Below are 19339 nucleotides of genomic sequence, written 5' to 3'. Positions count from 1 at the left end.
TGAATTATGCTTGTCCGCGCTCGCGCCACCAGGCGATAAGCTGCAGGTAGTTATCTTTAATGCGCGCCACCAGCTGCGCATCGTCAATATCGTGTTTCAACCACGCGCGGGAAGCGTCGCCGAACAGCGTGCGTCCCACGGCAAATCCTTTCACCACCCCATGACCCGCAGCCGCTTTAAAATCAGCACGCAGTTGCTCTGCCGGAGCGTCCAGACCCAGGATCACCACGCCACGGCAGTGCGGATCGCGCCGTTCGATAATGTCACTCAACGCCGTCCAGCCAGCAGACGTCAGCGGTGGGAGTTTCCACCAGTCGGGGTAGATCCCTAAGTTGTAGAAGCGGGAAATGGCGCGCAAATACAGTTCATCACTGCGCGGCATACTGGCCGGTAAAATCACCTCCAGCAGCAGCTCATGACCGGACTGGCAACAGGCGCGGTACACCTCAGCGATTTTTTGTTCTTGTTCCAGACGCAACGCGTGGGCATCTTCCGGATGGAAAAAGACCAGACACTTCACCACATGTTCCTGCGGCCAACTAATGAGCTGCGAGCCTATATTGCCGTGTTCCATCTCCAGCGGGCGTGACCCCGGCAGTTCGATAGGGCGACCTATCCACCAGCCCTCTCCGGTTATCGCATTCAGCGCATCCTGACCAAACGTACCATCGCACAGCAGCCCGGCCTTGCCCTCCAGCCCGGCACTGTTGGCCGCTTCACGGCTGGCCTGCAAAATAAGCTGTTTCAATGCCGGAATACGCTTCAAAGACGCGCCGCACTGCAACGCCATCTCTTCCAGTTGGCTACGGTGATCGAAGGCCATCACGCACAGTTCCGGCCATGTGCGGCGGCGAGTCGTCACGCGATGTAAATGGTTGAGATGCGGATCGAGATCCGGACGTGGAACCTCTGCAGCGCGAGAAAGATAATCATCAAGCTCAACTTTGCTCGGCATCGCCGGTGCACAGCCGTGACGTGATACCACCAGCGCGCCGCAGGCATTTGCATAGCGGCACGCCTGTTCCCACCCTTCATCGTTAAGATAGCCGCGCAGCAGACCAGACATAAACGCATCCCCCGCCCCCAGCACGTTCAGCACCTCTACGCGTACGCCGGTGACCGTCAGGCCATCGTCCAGCCGGGCCGGGATCGCGTCGGTATACACCGAACTGCCAAGCGCACCGCGCTTGCAGACCAGCGTCGCGTTACTCACGCCGCGAACCTGCGACAGCGCCTGCAGCGTATCGGTACTGCCGCCCGCGATATGAAATTCCTCCTCGGTGCCGACAATTACATCAAAAAGATGCAGCACCTCCTGCAACTGGCGGGTGACCTGATCGGCGGCGATAAAACGTGTTTCGCCGTCGCCTAAGGAAGTAAGTCCCCACAGCACCGGGCGATAATCGATATCCAGCGCCGTACGCACGCCGTGACGCCGGGCGTAAGTGAGCGCCGTCAACACCGCCTCGCGGGTTTGCGGATGAGAAAGATGCGTCCCGGTGATGGCAAGACAACGAGCAGAAGCGATGTACTGTTCATCAACATCGCTGGCGGTAATCGCCATATCCGCGCAGTTATCACGGTAAAAAATCAGTGGGAAGGTGTCCCGGTCTTTAATGCCGAGTAGCACCAGCGCCGTCAGGCGGTCTTTATCAGTGATCAGATGGCTGGTATCGCAGCCTACCTGGTTTAATTCTTCACGCAGGAAACGGCCCATATGTTCGTCGCCAACCCGCGCCAGCATTGAAGAACGCAGTCCCTGGCGTGCCGTGCCGTAAGCCACGTTGCCGGACGAACCACCAAGATATTTGGCAAAGCTCGACACATCTTCCAGGCGCGCGCCAATTTGCTGACTGTAGAGGTCAACCGCCACGCGGCCCATGCATATCACATCAAACTGCTTTTCCACGTTGATACCTCTTCAGACAATGTCGTTCACGTTCAGCCAGCGGCCTTCCTGGTGCGAGAGTGCGATAGCGTCAAGCACGCGCGACACCTTCCAGCCCTCTTCAAAGTCCGGCCACATCGGTGCATCAGCGGCAATGCCGTCCACCAGGTCGCGTACTTCCACAGTTTTCTGGTCGTTAAAGCCGATACCATGCCCGGCTCCCATGCAAAACGCGCCGTAGTCCGGGTGCGCCGGGCCAACCAGTAAAGTGCGAAACCCCTGGCGGTTGACCGGATCGTCATGCAGATATAGCTTCAGCTCTGCCATGCGCTCTTGGGTAAAACTGATGGTTCCTTTGGTCCCGGTAATCACATACGACAACCCCATCTTGCGGCCACAGGCAACGCGCGAGGTTTCAATCACCCCTTGCGCACCGCCCGCAAAGCGCACCATCGCGTGGGCCTGATCTTCGTTTTCTACCGTCACCATTTGCGAGGAACCGACCTGCGCCGGACGCTGTGGCACCACGATCTTCAGGTCGCCGCAGACCTGCTGAATATCCCCAACAAGGTACTGCGCCATATTGACGATATGCGCCGCCAGATCGCCAAGCGCACCAAGTCCGGCGGTCTCTTTAAAACAATGCCAGTGGATCGGCGCAAGCGGATCGGCCATGTAGTCTTCGTTGTGGGTGCCGTAGAAATGGATCACCTCACCAATTTCTCCGCGCTCAATGATCTCTTTCGCCAGCTGCGCCGTTGGGTTCTTCATATAGTTGAACCCCACCAGCGTTTTCACTCCTGCCCGCTGTGCAGCCTCAACCATTTCACGCGCGTCGTGGGCGTTCAGCGCCAACGGCTTTTCTGAGTACACATGCTTGCCATGGCGAATCGCTTCCAGCGCCATCTCTTTGTGCAGATGATTAGGAGAACAGATATCCACGACATCAATGGCCGGGTCAGCCACCAGCGCACGCCAGTCTCCGGTTGAGCGATTGAAGCCAAACGCCTGCGCCCGCTCGGCGGCCAGCTCTGGAGAGACTTCCGCCACCATTTCGCGCACCAGCTTGCCGCGCAGGTTAAACACCGTCGGGGCCTGGGCATAGGCGATGGCATGCGCCTTGCCGATATACCCGGTGCCAATCAATCCAATACGAACTTCTTTCATCATGATCCTCACAATGCGCCGCGACGGCTCTTGGCGTAGGTATCGAACGCCACCGCCAGAACGATAATTAAGCCGGTAATAATTTGTTGGTAGTAAGCCGAGACGTTCATCAGCACCAGACCGTTAATCAGGATGCCCATGATGATCGAGCCGATAATGGTGCCGCCAATACGCCCGTAGCCGCCCATCAGTGAGGTACCGCCAATGACCACCGAGGCGATAACGCGCAGCTCAAACGAGATCCCGGCGACCGCTTCTGCACTGCCCAACCGCGCGCTGAGAATGAAGCCCGCCAGCCCTGCCAGACAGCCAATTAACACGTAGACGCTCACCAGCACGCGCTTCACGTTAACCCCTGCCAGACGCGCCGCCTCCGGGTTGCCGCCGATGGCGTACACGAAGCGCCCCCAGCGGGTTTTATGTAGCGCCAGATAACCGCCTACCGCCACCAGCGCGAATATCCAGATTGGAATGGAGATACCAAGCAGTTCGCCGCGTCCCCACCAGCGGTATCCCGCGTCGAAACCGGCAATTGGTGCGCCGTCGTTAATCACCAGCGTCAGGCCGCGCCAGATCGTCATCCCGCCGAGGGTGACGATAAACGGCGGCAGACGCAGGCGGGTCACGCCGAGGCCATGCAGAAAACCAATCGCAGTGCCCATCGCCATACAGATTCCAAGGCCAATCAGCCAGCTCATGCCGCCCCAGGCGTTCGGGTCGACGGTGGTGAAGTTGTCCCCTTTAATCACATACGCCGCGGTCATGGCGCACACTGCCAGAATAGAACCTACGGAGAGGTCGATCCCGGCGGTCAGAATGACAAACGTCATACCGACGGCCATGATCCCGTAGATGGAGACTTCGGTCAGAATGTTGAAAATATTGCGTTCAGAAAGAAAATTGCTGTTCTGCAACTGAAAGAAAATCAGCAGCAGGATCATGAAAATCAGTACCCCAAAGCGCTCAAAAAAGGCAATGGGATCAAGACGTCCGCCGCGTTTGGCTGGAACCTGCGTTTTAGAAATAATCTGCGTCATGAATCACTCCGTTATGCCGCATTCAGGGCGTTGTGGTTGATGGCCATCATCGTCATTAGCCGCTCTTCGTTGGCGTCGTCGCCGTGGATCTCGCCGGTCACCCGGCCTTCACTTAGCGTGATGATCCGATCGGAAACCGCCATCACTTCCGGCAGATCGGAGGAGATCACGATCACCGCCACGCCCTTTTTCGCCATATCAAACAGCACCTGATGGACTTCTGATTTGGTGCCAACATCGATGCCGCGCGTTGGTTCATCCACGATCAACACTCGCGGATTAAGCGCCATGCAGCGCGCGAGGATCACTTTTTGCTGGTTCCCGCCGGAGAGCTTGCGCACCTCTTGCGCGCTGTTGACCATTTTGATCTGCAGCGCCTGGCGGTATGACTCGATCAGGGCATCCTCTTTGCGGGTATTCACGAACCAGCGCCAGTGCAGTAGTGACGAGAGGCTGGAGAGCGACAGGTTGTCGCGGATCGACAGCCCAAGCACCGCGCCCTCTTTTTTACGATCTTCCGGTACCAGCGCCAGCCCCTGATCCAGCGCAAACAGCGGATCGCGCGGCTGATATGGCACGCCATCAAGTTCAAAGCTGCCGGAAGTAAAACTGTCGGCGCCAAACAGGCAGCGGGCCACTTCGGTGCGCCCGGCACCCACCAGTCCGGCAATGCCTAACACTTCGCCAGCATGCACGTGAAAGCTAATGTCGTGCAGCGCGATACCATGCGGATCCAGCGGCGGTTTTTCGCGGCTAAGCCCCTTCACCGCCAGACGCACAGGTTTATCTTCATGGTGAGTTTCGCTGGCCGGACGGCGATTAAAGGCCACATCGCGCCCCACCATCAGGCGGATCAGCTGTTCTACGGTGGTCTGTGCAACTGCGCCATTCCCGGTGAATCGTCCATCCTGGAAAACAGTGAACTGGTCGCAGAGTTGAAAAACTTCATGCAGGCGATGGGTGACGTAGATAATGCTCACGCCACGCCCTTTAAGTTCCCGCACCACACGATGCAGGCTTTCTACTTCGCTGTCGCTCAGCGCGGCGGAAGGTTCATCCATAATGATGAGTTTTGCGTTCAGCGTCAGCGCTCGCGCAATTTCCACCATTTGCTGCTGCGCCACACTCAGTCGGGCCACGGCCGTGGTTGGCGCAACGTTCAGTTGCAGGTAATCCAGAATCACCTGCGCTTCCTGATTTACCGCCTTTTCGTCAACAATCAGATTGCGTTTGCGCGGTTCGCGACCGAGGAACATATTCTCGGCGACGGTCATATTGGGCAGCAGATTAAATTCCTGATAAATCGTGATAATGCCCTTGTTCTGCCGCTCAACCGGAGAGTCTTCTACCGGCAATGTTTCGCCGTTGAACCAAATATCCCCGCGTGTTTGCGGCTGTGCGCCCGCCAGCGCTTTCAGCAGGGTCGATTTTCCGGCACCGTTCTCACCTAACAGCGCATGAATTTCGCCTGCTCCGACAGTCAGCTGTGCGCTGCTCAGCGCCCAAACGCCGGAAAAGCTTTTCGCCAGGTCGGTCACTTTTAGTAAGGGTTGCGACATCGGTCTGCTCCTCCTCATAGAGAGCCGCCACTTGTGCGGCGGCTGCGGACATATCAGTTACCGGCCTCACTAATACGCTCGGCCTGCTGCAGGTTCTCTTTGGTGATAAGCGTTGGCGGGTAGTCAGCCCCGGTGATCGCCGTCTTCTCACGGACGTTATTCACCAACTGGCTCATAGCCGTTTTCACCGCAAAGCCAGGACGCTGATCCGCCGTCACTGCCAGCCAGCCATCGCGCACACGCGCCAGTGCTTCCGGCACGGCATCGAAGCCCGTGACCAGAACTTCACCCGGTTTCAGTCCTTGTCCCTGTAACGCTTCAATCGCGCCCAACGCCATATCGTCGTTAGCGGAGAGGATCACCTGCGGACGCTTCGGCAACGAAGGCAGAACGCTTTCGACAATGCGCATCCCTTCAGAACGCATCCAGTTACCGGTCTGATCGGCAACGATCTTGTACTTTTCACCACCCGCCTTCAGGCTGTCGCGAATGCCTTTAGTACGTTCAATGTTGGAGGAGGAGCCTGGCTGGCCGGTCAGCAGAATAATGTCTGCCCCGTCAGGGAATTTGGTTTTGACAAAGTCGCCAATCGCCTGACCGCCCTTGTAGTTGTTCGCGCCGAAGTGCGGCACTTTTTTCTGGCTGTCAACGGAGCGGTCGAGAGTAACAACGGGCAGTTTCGCATCCTGAATTTCATCTACCGCGCTGGACACCGCGTTGACATCGTTCGGTGAAACAATAAAGCCCTGTGCGCCACGAGTTATGGCGTTTTCCAGGTCAGCGACCTGTTTTGGCGAGCTACCCTGCCCGTCCAGGACCTGTAAATTCACGCCCATCTCTTTTGCGGCTTTCACCGCCGTGCGCTGCATGTGAACTTCAAATGGCATCGCCAGGTTTGGCGTACTGAAAACAATTTGCTCGTTTTCAGCAATGGCTGCCCCGGATGTCATGGCGATGAGGACAGCTAAGATCAGTTTTTTCATTATTATGTCTCTCTGTGTAGGGTAGGTTGTGGTGACAATCAGAGGAGAACTTCACGCTGGCTATGCAGTGACTCCAGCGCTTTATCCGCCAGATACAGCGCACGCTCGCCATCGTCCCCGCTGCAATCAGGGACCGCTTCGCCGCGCAGTACCGCAACAAAGTGTTCCCATTCCGCGGCATAGGCCGATTTATAACGCTGCAGGAAGAAATGTTCAGGTAACGCGCTGGTGCAGCCGGTCTTCGCGTAGTGCTGCACCTGATTTTCGAGAATGTTGCCCGCGCACAGCAGCCCTTCAGAGCCGTGCAGCTCAAGGCGCTGATCGTATCCGTAAGAAGAACGGCGGCTGTTGACAATGGTCGCCATCGCGCCGGAGGCATATTTCAGTACGATGAACGCGGTATCGATATCGCCCGCTTCGCCAATCGCCGGATCCACCAGATTGCTGCCCTGGGCATACACCGAAACCGGCTCTTCGCCCATGATAAAGCGCGCCATATCAAAATCGTGGATGGTCATATCACGGAACATGCCGCCGGACACACGCACGTATTCCGCAGGCGGCGGCGACGGGTCGCGGGAGATGATCAGCAGCGATTCCGGCTTTCCGATACGCCCGGCCAGTGCGTCAGTTTTCACACGGCGAAACTGTGGATCGAAGCGGCGGTTGAAACCGATAAACAACGGTACGTCGTACTCTTTGACTACTTTCAGGCAGTCGCGTACACGGGCCAGATCCAGGTGGACCGGCTTTTCACAGAAGATGGCTTTGCCGTGGCGGGCGGCCATTTCAATCAAATCCGCATGGGTATCGGTCGCGGAGGCAATCAGCACGGCGTGAACGTTAGGGTCCGTCATCGCCTCATCCAGGCTTTGCAAACGAGCCTGATACTGTGTGGCAAGACGGGTGGCAAATTCCTGATTCGGGTCGACGACGGACCAGAGGGTAGTGGCACTGTGACTGGCAATGTTAGCTGCATGTACCTGGCCAATTCGGCCAGCGCCCAGTAAAGCAATGTTAAACATAACGGCTCCCGGTGTTGGTGAATGCGATGAACTAACGACCCTTTAAATAAAACATTTATTTCATTTTTATAAATAGTGAAAATTATGTTTTTGGGTGCAAGTTAACACTTTTGAGATGAGTGAGATAAAATCTGTTATCAATATCACAACATAACAACAGGAAAGATGCAGGAATTGGCCCCCTTCCGTTCAGGAAGGAGGCGATGGATGAAGAGAAAGGAAAATGAAATGAAAATTTCGTTGTCGCAGGTTACCGGATGACAGCGCTAACGACTTATCCGGACTGGGGGTAGAATCCGCTGTAGGCCCGATAAGCGCAGCGCCATCCGGCATTAATCGCTTTTAGTACTGACGTGCGTTTTTCACCTGCTCAAACGTCTGCTCAGCCGCTTTTCGCACCGACGGAGATTCTGCCACCTGCGCATCGCCAGTGCGCCACCAGGAGGCATAGTCGTGGGTCATGGTTTTCGGCAGGACTTTGATATCCAGCAGCACAGGTCCCGAATGCGCACGCGAGGCTTCCAGCGCCGCCAGCAGGCTTTGCTCGTCATGTACACGCCATGCCCGACAGCCGTAGCTTTCCGCGTTTTTAGCAAAATCGACCTTCACCAACGGCCCATCCAACCGTCCGGTTTGCGGATTACGGTGACGGTTTTCCGTACCGAAGCTCCCCATCCCATGCCCCATCTGAAGGTTGTTAATACACCCGAAGCTGGCGTTATCAAACAGCAGGATAGTGACTTTTATCCCCTCCTGGACGGCGGTTTGTAGTTCGGAATGCAGCATCATGTACGAGCCATCCCCCACCATGGCATATACCGGCTGCTGCGGCTTCGCCAGCCTGGCTCCAATAGCAGCCGCAATCTCATAGCCCATACAGGAGTAACCGTATTCCAGGTGATAGCTGTCCGGGGTTTTGACCTGCCAGATACGCTGTAAATCGCCAGGTAGCGATCCGGCGGCCCCCACGACGATAGCGTTATCTTCAATGTGCTGATTGATAAGCCCCAGCACCTTCGTCTGGGTCAACCGGGTGTTTAGCGTGTTGCCATATTCCGCCAGCTGAGCGTCAAGATGCCCAGCCACTTCGGGTTCGTCGTCGGGACGCCAGTCGCGCTCCCATAAACGTTGGCACTCATCACGCCAGGCCTCTTGCGCCTTAGCGACCTCCTTCCCCCAATCGCTGCGGTAGTCTTTCAGTGTTTCAGTTAATGCCGTAAGCCCGGTACGGGCGTCGGCGATAAGCGCAGTGGCATCAAGCTTCAGTGCGTCAAACTCCGCCACGTTCAGCAGCAGGAACTCAACCTCCGGATGAGAAAACAGCGCTTTCGAACCGGTGGTAAAGTCGGTGAGGCGCGTACCAATGCCGATCACCAGATCGGCTTGCGGTGCGAGCTGATTCGCTGCCATCCCTCCAGTTACCCCAATGCCTCCGAGGTTAAGTGGGTGGTCACTAACCAGCGCTCCCTTTCCGGCCTGAGTTTCGGCAAACGGCAGTTGCAGCGTTTCAACAAACGTACGAAACGCCTCATGCGCGCCGGAATATCGTACCCCGCCGCCGCATACCACCAGCGGACGGCGTTTGCGGGCAATCAGCGCCCGCGCCATCGCCAGACGCTGCGGGTCGGGTGGTCGACGTTCGATCAAATGAACGCGGCGCGCAAAGAAGCTCTGCGGATAGTCCCAGGCTTCCCCCTGCACATCCTGTGGCAGGCAAATAGTTACGGCACCAGTATCTGCGGGGTCAGTAAGCGTTCGCATCGCGTTTAGCATCGCGCTCATTAACTGCTCCGGGCGGTTAATCCGGTCCCAGTAACGCGAGACCGGGCGGAAGCAGTCGTTGGTACTGATGCCAAGGTCATGGTATTGCTCAATTTGCTGCAATACCGGGTCCGGCTGACGACTGGCGTAGACATCGCCAGGCAACAGCAGCAGCGGAATACGGTTCGCCGTCGCGGTTGCCGCGGCGGTCACCATGTTTGCCGCTCCCGGCCCAACCGATGACGTCACGGCAAAAATACGCTGGCGCCGATGCTGTTTGGCGAATCCGGTCGCCATGTGCGCAATTCCCTGCTCATTACATCCCTGCATCACCTGCAAATGACCGGGTGCCTGCTCCAGCGCCTGGCCAATGCCAAGCACGTTACCGTGACCAAAGATGGTGGCGACGCCCTCGACAAAGGGCGTTTCCACGCCATCGACACAGATATATTGTTGATTAAGGAATTTGACCAGCGCCTGAGCCATGGTCATACGTTCGGTTTGCATAAACCCTCCTGTCAGCCCAGCGTTGGCATGGAGAACGCGGCCCCTGTGTCCTGCAGCATCTCCGGCCAGCGTGCGGTGACGGTTTTCATCCGGGTGTAGAAGCGCACGCCATCGTTACCATGAACGTTCAGCGCACCAAAAATGGACCGCTTCCAGCCGCCAAAACTGTGGAACGCCATCGGCACCGGAATTGGAACGTTTACGCCCACCATGCCCGCCTGCACTTCTTCGCAGAAGCGACGCGCACAGCCGCCGTCACGCGTGAAAATTGCCGTGCCATTACCATATTCATGACGGTTAATCAGTTCCACCGCGCTGCTGTAATCTGCTACGCGCACCACAGAAAGCACCGGTCCAAAAATCTCTTCTTTATAAATGGTCATCTCCGGCGTGACGTTATCAAACAGGGTCGGCCCGACAAAATAACCCTGCTCATGGCCTTTAACGCTAAAACGTCGACCATCCACGCGCAGGCTGGCCCCCTGCGATTCCCCACTGTCGATATAACCGAGCACTTTATTACGGTGTACAGAGGAGATAAGCGGCCCCATTTCATTTTCCGGTGTCTGGTCAAGACCAGGCCCGACACGCAGCGCCGCAATCTGTTTTTCCAGTCTCGAGCACAGCTCATCTGCCGTTTTATTCCCTACCGCCAGCACGACCGAAAGCGCCATGCAGCGTTCACCCGCCGCGCCGTAAGCGGCCCCCATAATGGCGTTGGTTGCCATATCCATGTCGGCATCCGGCATTAAAATGCAGTGATTTTTAGCGCCACCTAACGCCTGGCAACGCTTACCGTGGGCCGATGCCGTCTGATAAATGTATTCCGCAATCGGCGTAGAGCCGACAAAGCTCACGGCCTGCACACGCGGGTCAGTTAACAGCACGTCAACGGACTCTTTGTCCCCCTGCACGACGTTGAACACGCCGTCTGGCAATCCGGCGTCTTGCAGTAGTTTGGCCAGAGCCAGGGCGAGAGAAGGGTCTTTTTCTGAGGGTTTCAGCACGAAGGTATTCCCGGTTGCCAGCGCGATGGGGAACATCCACATCGGTACCATTGCCGGAAAGTTAAACGGCGTGATCCCGACGCAAACCCCGAGCGGTTGCATCAGCGAATGGCTATCGACGCCGGTCCCTACGTTGGCTGAGTGTTCGCCCTTTTGCAGATGTGGGATGCCACAGGCAAACTCCACCACTTCCAGGCCGCGGGTCAGTTCACCAACTGCGTCAGAGAATACCTTGCCATGCTCTTCGCTGATGATGCGAGCCAGCCTCTCCATGTTTTCTTCCAACAGCGCCTTAAAGCGGAACATCACTCGCGCACGTTTTAACGGAGAATGGCGCGCCCAACCGGGGAATGCGTCGTGCGCTGCCGCAATGGCCTGCTCGGTTTCCTGTGTCGTACTCATCACCACCTGGCGGATCTGCTCGCCGGTGGCCGGGTTGAAGATTGCCTGAACGCGCTGGCCTGAACCGGTGACACATTCGCCGTGGATAAAATTCGCTACTGTCTCCATCCTTAACCTCTCGCTGTTGATACGTGACTGTTACCTGAACACTGTTATCTGTGTACTATATATGAAACAAACATTCCATTTTAAGTTGAAATAAAATAAATAATGATTAATGTGATCAAGGATGGGTTTTTATGTTAACAAGCGGAATCGCATGATTAGCGTGCACTGGCATAACGTTTCAGCGGACGACAAGCCTGAAGCTTTTGTTTCGTTTTTACAGCCAGATGAATGAGTGACATTTCAAAGACGCGGTTTTGCGTTTAGAATCATAAAACTATGTACCAGGAGGTAAAATGACAACAGCAACCAGCCTGAACGAGCTGCAGCAGCAAATCCGCGATCGCTACGATAGCCTGAGTAAGAGGCTGCAGCAGGTGTCCCGCTATGTGCTGGATAATACCAATAGCGTGGCCTTTGATACGGTTGCCGTCATTGCTGAACGTGCCGGAGTGCCACCCTCTACGCTGATCCGCTTCGCCAACGCCTTTGACTTCACCGGCTTCAACGAAATGAAACAGCTGTTTCGTATGAACCTGGTAGAGGAAACCGCCAGCTACAGCGACCGCGCGCGCATGTTCCGTGAGATGGAAAGCGAAGCCGTACCGGAAACCCCACTCGATATCCTGCAGGAGTTCGCCCGTTCGAATACCCAGGCGCTCCAGCAGCTGGCAGCCCGTGCCGAACCTGAAATGCTGGAACGCGCCGTACAATTGCTGGCAGAAGCCGACACCATTTACATTGCAGGTCTGCGTCGTTCGTTTAGCGTAGCGGCCTATCTCACCTACGCCCTGAGCCATCTTGAGTGTCGCCCTATTTTGCTCGACGGAATGGGCGGAATGCTGCGCGAGCAGATTAACCGCATCAAAGCGCACGATATTGTGGTGTCGATTAGCTTCTCGCCTTATGCGGAAGAAACAGTGATGGTCAGCGAAACTGCGGCCAATGCCGGCGCGCGCCAGATCGTGATTACCGACAGTCAGATAAGCCCGCTGGCCACGTTCAGCGATCTCTGCTTTGTGGTGAAAGAGGCGCAGGTTGACGCGTTTCGATCCCAGTCTGCGACGCTGTGCCTGGTGCAGTCGCTAGTGGTGGCGCTGGCTTACCGTCTGGGTGACGGGAGTAATGAACGCGGTCATTCTGTCGGGTGATGAGCACCGCAAAAATTGACGTTCCGCTTTATTACATTCCCGCCAGCGTGACGTGAAACCGTGATGTCTGCCGTTACTTTCATGGTCGTTGAAAATATCGCCCTCATTCAGCGACCAGATAAAATACAATCCGTTATTACCATAAGCTACAATTATATTAATATTAGATAATCAACAATGCGCATGCTGACAATAATACGCAAAGGTTTACTATAGACCTGTCTTTTTTAAGCAGGAAAGTAAAATGAAAAATACAAAAGGGTTGATGATTATTGCCCTTGCTTTCACCCTGGCATCATGTGCTTCCATTCCTGAGAATATCAAAGGTAATAATCAACCCGATATCCAAAAAAACTTTATCTCCGTGCATAACCAGCCCGGTTTATATACCGGCCAACAGGCTCGCTTTGGTGGTAAAGTCATCAATGTGATTAACACCAAAAATGATACGTTGCTGGAAATCGCCGTTTTGCCACTGAACGACTCTGCTAAGCCACAAATAGACGCGAGCTATCAGGGACGTATTCTTGCCCAGCAGAAAGGTTTCCTCGATCCGGTAAACTACAGAAACCATTTCGTGACCATTTTGGGAACAATTCAAGGAGATGAGTCAGGATTCATCAACAAAGTCCCGTACAACTTTGTTAAAGTTGATTTACAAGGAATCCAGGTTTGGCATTTAACTGAGTCTGTCAACACCACCTATAACATGTGGGATTATGGTTACGGCGCATTCTGGCCTGAGCCGATGTGGGGAGCGCCTTACTACGCCAATACAGTCACTCAGGTAACTCCGGAGCTAGTGAAATAATCCCAGAGGTAAGATGGCGCGACTATATTCCGGAGTCAGGTGTTGGCAAACACCCCTTCTCATCACCCCGCGTTTATCTTATTGCGCCATCCTGCTTCATGAGATCCTTCGCTTAACATGCATTCTTCCTGTTACATATAATTTTTAACCGCTAATTCTTTAGCGAAGAAATGGGCTTTACCCTTCTCATGCCTGACCATCTTTTGTTATTTACCGACAACTCCCCCACCCTGCATGCAATAAAAGAACATTTGTGTTTATACATTATTCAGGGATTACTATGAACAGAAAATGCTTACTGTTGATACCATTATTCTTTAGTAGCGTCATCATCACCGCCTGCGATAATAAACCTGCAGTAAAAACCGCCATGGAGCCCGAGGTCGGCGTTGTTACCTTAGCGCCCTCCTCAGTAAATATTAAAAGTGAACTTCCGGGTCGCGCGCTTGCGTTCGAAATCGCCGAAATCCGTCCTCAGGTTGGTGGGATCATCATAAAACGCAACTTTGTTGAAGGCGATAAAGTCAGCAAAGGAGAATCACTGTATCAAATTGATCCTGCCCCGCTGCAGGCACGACTGGACTCAGCCAAAGGCGCGTTGGCAAAGGCACAGGCTACCGCCAATAATGTTCGTCTGACACTCAATCGGCAGTCAGCGTTAATAAAATCTAATTACATCAGCCGCCAGGACTATGACACGACGCGTTCACAGCTTAATGAAGCGCAAGCCAATGTTGCCGTCGCTAAAGCGGATCTTGAACAAGCCACCATCAATCTTCGATACGCCAATGTTACCTCGCCCATTGATGGCATTAGCGGCAAATCTTCCGTGACCGTGGGTGCCCTGGTTACTGCCAATCAGGAAAACGCGCTGGTCACCGTTCAGAGATTAGATCCGATTTATGTTGATTTAACCCAGTCAGTACAGGACTTCTTACGCCTGAAAGAAGAGAAAGCCAACGGACAAATCGCCCAGCAACAAGGCAAAATTCCGGTTGAACTGATGCTGGAAAACGGCAAGCCCTATCGCCATACCGGTACGCTTGAGTTTTCCGATCCCGCTGTTGATGAGACCACCGGTTCGGTAACCCTGCGCGCCGTATTTCCCAATCCTGAAGGTGAAATTTTACCCGGTATGTATGTCACGGCGTTGCTGGACGAAGGCAGTCAACAAAACGTGTTGATGGTCCCCCAGCAAGGAATTACGCATAACGAGCAAGGAAAAGCCACCGCGCTGATCCTTGACCAGGAAAACGTAGTGCAACTGCGTGAAATAAACGCAGTGAAGGCCGTTGGTAATCAATGGTTAGTGACCGCGGGATTACATCCTGGCGATCGGGTCATTGTGTCCGGATTACAAAGAATTCGTCCGGGAATCAAAGCCCGGGTCCTACCTTCAAAACTGAACACACCTGACACGGTAGCTGAACAGTAATATTTCAGGCATTAAGGACACTTTCTTCATGGCCAACTTTTTTATTGAGCGCCCGGTTTTCGCCTGGGTGCTCGCTATTATCATGATGTTTACGGGCGGTATCGCGATAATGAACCTGCCTGTCGCCCAATATCCACAAATTGCGCCCCCAACCATTACCATCAGCGCTGCCTACCCAGGGGCTGACGCAAAGACCGTTGAAGACTCCGTCACCCAGGTGATTGAACAGAATATGAATGGTCTTGATGGCCTGATGTATATGTCATCCACCAGCGATGCGGCAGGTAATGCCTCGATTATCCTGACCTTCAAAACGGGTACGTCACCCGATATTGCGCAGGTTCAGGTACAGAATAAACTGCAGCTGGCGATGCCTTCCTTGCCACAGGAAGTACAACAGCAAGGGATCAGCGTTGATAAATCCAGTAGCAATATCTTAATGGTTGCCGGTTTTATCTCTGATAATAACAGCCTGAGCCAATATGATATTGCCGACTATGTAGCCTCGAACATTAAAGATCCGCTAAGCCGCACTGCCGGGGTGGGGAGCGTACAGTTATTCGGTTCGCAATACGCCATGCGCATCTGGTTGGATCCACAAAAGCTCGACAAGTATAACCTCACTCCCGAGGACGTCATTACCCAGCTCAAAGTGCAGAATAATCAGATATCTGGCGGGCAGTTGGGGGGCATGCCTCAGTCAGCCGATCAGCAGTTAAATGCGTCGATAATCGTTCAGACGCGTCTGCAAACGACCGATGAATTTGGCAAGATTTTCCTTAAAGTTCAGCAAGATGGTTCTCAGGTTCTGCTGCGCGATGTCGCACGCATTGAGTTGGGTGCGGAAAATTATGCAACGGTTGCACGTTACAACGGCAAACCCGCCGCCGGGATTGCGATTAAACTTGCCGCTGGTGCCAATGCCCTGGCAACGTCCCAGGCGGTCAAACAAGAGCTGAACAGATTATCGGCCTGGTTTCCGGCCAGTATGAAAACCGTTTATCCCTATGACACCACGCCGTTTATCGAGATTTCGATTCAGGGTGTTTTTCATACTTTGATCGAGGCAATCATTCTGGTATTCCTCGTCATGTATCTGTTTTTGCAGAGTTTCCGTGCGACGCTTATCCCCACTATCGCCGTTCCGGTGGTTATCCTCGGAACCTTTGCAATACTCGACGTCGCCGGTTTTTCGATTAACACGCTCACGATGTTTGGCATGGTGCTGGCGATAGGGCTGTTGGTCGATGATGCCATCGTGGTGGTTGAGAACGTAGAACGTATTATTGCTGAAGAGCACTTGTCTCCAAAAGCAGCAACGCACAAAGCAATGGGCCAGCTCCAGAGGGCGCTGGTTGGTATTGCCGTCGTTTTATCCGCCGTATTTATGCCGATGGCGTTTATGAGCGGGGCAACGGGTGAAATTTTCCGTCAGTTTTCCATCACCTTAATCTCCTCCATGCTGCTGTCGGTATTTGTGGCAATGAGCCTGACGCCTGCACTTTGCGCTATGTTGTTGAAATCCCACGAAGGAGAAAAGGAAAACACACATTTTCTGTTTACCCGTTTCAATCACTTCATGGAGAAATGCACTCAGCACTACACGGACAGCACCCGTAGACTGCTACGTCGCACAGGCCGTTATATGGTCGTCTATTTAGTCATTGGCGCGGGCATGATTATGCTGTTTTTACGCACTCCGACCTCGTTTCTGCCTGAAGAAGATCAGGGGGTATTCATGACCACGGCACAATTGCCTTCGGGTTCAACGATGGTGAACACCAGTAAAGTGCTCGGGGAAATAACCGACTACTACCTGACGAAAGAGCAGAAAAACGTTGCTTCTGTTTTCACCGTCGGCGGATTTGGTTTCAGCGGCCAGGGACAAAACAACGGTCTGGCGTTTATCAGCCTGAAGCCCTGGTCAGAACGTGTTGGCGAAGAAAACTCGGTTACCGCCATCATTCGCCGGGCAATGATGGCTTTAAGCACCATTAATAATGCCGTCGTTTATCCGTTCAATTTACCGGCGGTCGCAGAATTGGGCACCGCATCAGGGTTTGATATGGAGCTGCTGGATAACGGTAATCTTGGGCATGAAAAAATGATGCAGGCGCGGAACCAGCTTCTGGCTTTGGCCAACCAGTCCTCCGGTGAGGTCGACGGGGTGCGTCCGAACGGTCTGGAAGATACACCGATGTTCCGCATTCACGTCAACGCCAAAAAGGCTGAAGCTATGGGCGTTGCGTTATCGGATATTAATCAGACCATCTCCACCGCGTTTGGTAGTCGCTATGTCAATGATTTCCTGAACCAGGGGCGCGTAAAAAAAGTGTATGTCCAGGCCGATACGCCGTTCCGTATGTTGCCGGACAATATCAACCACTGGTACGTACGTAACGCCTCCGGTTCCATGACGCCGCTCTCCGCCTACTCATCCACCGAGTGGACCTACGGTTCTCCTCGCCTTGAACGCTACAACGGTCAACCAGCAATGGAAATTCTGGGCCAGCCGGTTGAAGGGAAAAGCAGCGGTGATGCGATGAAATTTATGGCATCGCTGATTAATAAACTGCCCGCAGGCGTCGGCTATGCCTGGACCGGTCTGTCTTATCAGGAGGCGCTATCCACAAACCAGGCACCAATGCTGTACGGCATTTCGCTGATCGTCGTGTTTCTGGCGCTGGCGGCACTGTATGAAAGCTGGTCGATCCCGTTCTCGGTGATGCTGGTTGTGCCAATCGGGGTGGTCGGCGCTTTACTGGCTACCGATCTGCGTGGCCTGAGCAATGATGTTTATTTCCAGGTCGGCCTGCTCACCACCATGGGGCTGTCGGCTAAAAACGCCATTCTGATCGTCGAGTTTGCCGTCGAGATTATGCAGAAAGAAGGGAAAACGCCGCTTGAGGCTGCGGTGGAAGCCGCACAAATGCGCTTACGTCCAATTCTGATGACCTCACTGGCCTTCATCCTGGGGGTTATTCCGCTGGCAATAAGCAACGGCGCGGGCTCTGGTGCGCAAAATGCCGTCGGTACGGGGGTTATCGGAGGGATGCTGGCCGCGACGGTACTGGCAATCTATTTTGTTCCAGTGTTCTTTGTCCTCGTTGAAAATACGTTAGCGCGATTTAAAGCTCGACGTTGATCCCCTGCCCTATCCCTGGGTTTAGATTATTAAATTCCCAGGGATGGGGCTTCGTTTGTCAGGTCTACGGTTATTAGCGGGCACGGCTATCCAGCGAGTTTCTCGTGGATAGCAGGGTAAGCATTACGCGGATTTTTTATAAGGAACGACTGAGGGTAGGAACAGAGGTTGTCAATTCTAACTAAAGCCAGGCTATCAAAACGGTTAATCAATAGTGCAGACCGGAACCTTTCAGATTTACAGCCAGTTCACCCAGTTTTGTATTCGGATGCTGATGGCACATTTTAACCATTTTCGGTACAGCTTCCGTTTCCACCTCATGCAGGGGAACATAATCATCGCCTTTAAAGTCAGAATTTTTATTAACAATCACAAAGGCAATTGCCGTCTTGTATTGCTGACTCATATCAACAAATTCTTTACAGGTCATATCTTGTGGCGCAGCTTCCGTTGCCTGAGTAGCCAAAGCACGGGTCATTGGTGCCATAACAGAGGTCACAAGAATAGCCGCAGAAACCATCATTTTAATATTCACTATGCGCTCCAGAGTTAGCATTAATTTTTATCGGCGAGCTTATCAGTTTTAACCAGCGTCGCATTTCTACGCAGACTGATAAAAGCTAAAGAACTAAAGATCATCTCGACACCAATAAAAATTGAGGTAAATACATACGATCTGTCGGGATCCATATTCAGCCATACGCCGGCAATAAGCAGGTCAAAAATACCAATAAAAATGTTCCATCCATAACCCGGACTACGGAACAGTTTGACCCCAGAGGCGATACGAAAAATCCCCCCCAGAATAAACAGGCAGCAAAATACCATTGCCAGTGAATTCATGCCTATCACAGGATTCACGAGGAAACAGTAACCCAGCAGTAACCACGCGATAGCAAAAAAGGCATAGGTAAATTTGGCTTTCAATTGCTTTTTACCTGAACTAAACAGGCTATAAATAGAATAGAAACCACATACCAGGAACATAAAACCGGTTGCATAGCTTAAATAAACACCTGCAGCAATCGGATAAATCAAGCAGCAGATGCCACAAATCAACATCAACACCGCCATAATCGTCGCGTGCTTTTTATAATGAACGAGTGTTTTTTCATTAAACGCTCTCAGGCTACGCTGATTAAAAACAAACATACATCCTCCGTTATATATAAACGCAATGCAACCTGTTGACACAAGAATTATTACTCACTCAACATATGTTACTTACAGTGGAATAATAAGACTTCCACTAAGGAAGCGTATATAAGAACAAGAGAATGTCGCTATGCGTATATTCCTACACATGTCAGACATCTGACACTTGTAGGATTAAACGGTCATTATTCTATCTTGGCT

General features: G+C 53.4%; 14 protein-coding genes. 4 read left to right on the top strand and 10 right to left on the bottom strand.

All coding sequences use genetic code 11. The annotated features are described in order from the left end of the window. Positions 1–4: 4 nt before the first annotated feature. The 8 genes from OGY04_RS14800 to OGY04_RS14765 all read right to left on the bottom strand — a co-directional run bounded on the left by OGY04_RS14800 (position 5) and on the right by OGY04_RS14765 (position 11444). Positions 5–1909, bottom strand: coding sequence for a bifunctional 5-dehydro-2-deoxygluconokinase/5-dehydro-2-deoxyphosphogluconate aldolase (locus OGY04_RS14800; protein WP_071444942.1), 1905 nt, complete (start codon positions 1907–1909; stop codon positions 5–7). A 12-nt stretch (positions 1910–1921) separates the two neighbouring features. Further along, positions 1922–3055, bottom strand: coding sequence for a Gfo/Idh/MocA family protein (locus OGY04_RS14795; RefSeq protein ID WP_071444943.1), 1134 nt, complete (start codon positions 3053–3055; stop codon positions 1922–1924). An 8-nt stretch (positions 3056–3063) separates the two neighbouring features. Continuing rightward, on the bottom strand, positions 3064–4092 hold the full coding sequence (locus OGY04_RS14790) for an ABC transporter permease (RefSeq protein WP_003826102.1): 1029 nt from the start codon (positions 4090–4092) through the stop codon (positions 3064–3066). A gap of 11 nt (positions 4093–4103) precedes the next feature. After that, positions 4104–5651 (bottom strand): sugar ABC transporter ATP-binding protein, encoded by a 1548-nt coding sequence (locus OGY04_RS14785; protein ID WP_008785559.1) that lies wholly within the window; start codon positions 5649–5651, stop codon positions 4104–4106. Between the two features lie 53 nt (positions 5652–5704). Then, entirely contained in the window at positions 5705–6634 is a 930-nt protein-coding gene (locus OGY04_RS14780) for a sugar ABC transporter substrate-binding protein (RefSeq protein ID WP_003839787.1), read from the bottom strand. Positions 6635–6672: 38 nt separating this feature from the next. Next, a complete protein-coding gene (gene iolG, locus OGY04_RS14775) occupies positions 6673–7659 on the bottom strand; it encodes an inositol 2-dehydrogenase (protein ID WP_003826096.1) in 987 nt (328 codons plus the stop codon). Positions 7660–8001: 342 nt separating this feature from the next. Further along, entirely contained in the window at positions 8002–9927 is a 1926-nt protein-coding gene (iolD, locus tag OGY04_RS14770) for a 3D-(3,5/4)-trihydroxycyclohexane-1,2-dione acylhydrolase (decyclizing) (RefSeq protein WP_286585458.1), read from the bottom strand. An 11-nt stretch (positions 9928–9938) separates the two neighbouring features. Continuing rightward, a complete protein-coding gene (locus OGY04_RS14765; RefSeq protein ID WP_286585457.1) occupies positions 9939–11444 on the bottom strand; it encodes a CoA-acylating methylmalonate-semialdehyde dehydrogenase in 1506 nt (501 codons plus the stop codon). Between the two features lie 293 nt (positions 11445–11737). On the opposite strand from OGY04_RS14765, the gene OGY04_RS14760 reads away from it, so the two are divergent. The 4 genes from OGY04_RS14760 (at position 11738) to OGY04_RS14745 (ending at position 17983) form a co-directional block, all read left to right on the top strand. Then, a complete protein-coding gene (locus OGY04_RS14760) occupies positions 11738–12592 on the top strand; it encodes a MurR/RpiR family transcriptional regulator (RefSeq protein ID WP_048225153.1) in 855 nt (284 codons plus the stop codon). 244 nt (positions 12593–12836) lie between these two features. Continuing rightward, entirely contained in the window at positions 12837–13403 is a 567-nt protein-coding gene (locus tag OGY04_RS14755; RefSeq protein ID WP_003826090.1) for a Slp family lipoprotein, read from the top strand. Between the two features lie 280 nt (positions 13404–13683). Further along, entirely contained in the window at positions 13684–14838 is a 1155-nt protein-coding gene (locus tag OGY04_RS14750) for an efflux RND transporter periplasmic adaptor subunit (RefSeq protein ID WP_191226888.1), read from the top strand. A gap of 28 nt (positions 14839–14866) precedes the next feature. Next, positions 14867–17983: an efflux RND transporter permease subunit gene (locus tag OGY04_RS14745; RefSeq protein WP_079934250.1), complete on the top strand. Its 3117-nt coding sequence runs from the start codon at positions 14867–14869 to the stop codon at positions 17981–17983. 208 nt (positions 17984–18191) lie between these two features. Here the strand turns inward: OGY04_RS14745 and OGY04_RS14740 are convergent, their stop codons facing one another. Together OGY04_RS14740 and OGY04_RS14735 are read right to left on the bottom strand one after the other, a co-directional pair. Then, positions 18192–18539, bottom strand: coding sequence for an HdeA/HdeB family chaperone (locus OGY04_RS14740; RefSeq protein WP_020996283.1), 348 nt, complete (start codon positions 18537–18539; stop codon positions 18192–18194). Then, positions 18539–19135: a DUF308 domain-containing protein gene (locus OGY04_RS14735; protein WP_003826082.1), complete on the bottom strand. Its 597-nt coding sequence runs from the start codon at positions 19133–19135 to the stop codon at positions 18539–18541. The genes OGY04_RS14740 and OGY04_RS14735 overlap by 1 nt, the downstream gene beginning before the upstream one ends. Positions 19136–19339: the final 204 nt, after the last annotated feature.

It is taken from the genome of Citrobacter sp. Cpo091, assembly GCF_030332645.1.
GTDB lineage: Bacteria > Pseudomonadota > Gammaproteobacteria > Enterobacterales > Enterobacteriaceae > Citrobacter > Citrobacter portucalensis.
The sequence above is the reverse complement of the archived record's forward strand: the minus strand, read 5'-3'. Positions and strand labels throughout refer to the sequence as shown.

Coding starts and splice junctions, on each gene's coding strand:
- iolD (WP_286585458.1), bottom strand. CDS start 9,927: ATGCAAACCGAACGTATGACCATGGCTCAGGCGCTGGTCAAATTCCTT.
- OGY04_RS14765 (WP_286585457.1), bottom strand. CDS start 11,444: ATGGAGACAGTAGCGAATTTTATCCACGGCGAATGTGTCACCGGTTCA.
- OGY04_RS14740 (WP_020996283.1), bottom strand. CDS start 18,539: ATGCTAACTCTGGAGCGCATAGTGAATATTAAAATGATGGTTTCTGCG.
- OGY04_RS14780 (WP_003839787.1), bottom strand. CDS start 6,634: ATGAAAAAACTGATCTTAGCTGTCCTCATCGCCATGACATCCGGGGCA.
- iolG (WP_003826096.1), bottom strand. CDS start 7,659: ATGTTTAACATTGCTTTACTGGGCGCTGGCCGAATTGGCCAGGTACAT.
- OGY04_RS14745 (WP_079934250.1), top strand. CDS start 14,867: ATGGCCAACTTTTTTATTGAGCGCCCGGTTTTCGCCTGGGTGCTCGCT.
- OGY04_RS14755 (WP_003826090.1), top strand. CDS start 12,837: ATGAAAAATACAAAAGGGTTGATGATTATTGCCCTTGCTTTCACCCTG.
- OGY04_RS14785 (WP_008785559.1), bottom strand. CDS start 5,651: ATGTCGCAACCCTTACTAAAAGTGACCGACCTGGCGAAAAGCTTTTCC.
- OGY04_RS14795 (WP_071444943.1), bottom strand. CDS start 3,055: ATGAAAGAAGTTCGTATTGGATTGATTGGCACCGGGTATATCGGCAAG.
- OGY04_RS14735 (WP_003826082.1), bottom strand. CDS start 19,135: ATGTTTGTTTTTAATCAGCGTAGCCTGAGAGCGTTTAATGAAAAAACA.
- OGY04_RS14790 (WP_003826102.1), bottom strand. CDS start 4,092: ATGACGCAGATTATTTCTAAAACGCAGGTTCCAGCCAAACGCGGCGGA.
- OGY04_RS14760 (WP_048225153.1), top strand. CDS start 11,738: ATGACAACAGCAACCAGCCTGAACGAGCTGCAGCAGCAAATCCGCGAT.
- OGY04_RS14750 (WP_191226888.1), top strand. CDS start 13,684: ATGAACAGAAAATGCTTACTGTTGATACCATTATTCTTTAGTAGCGTC.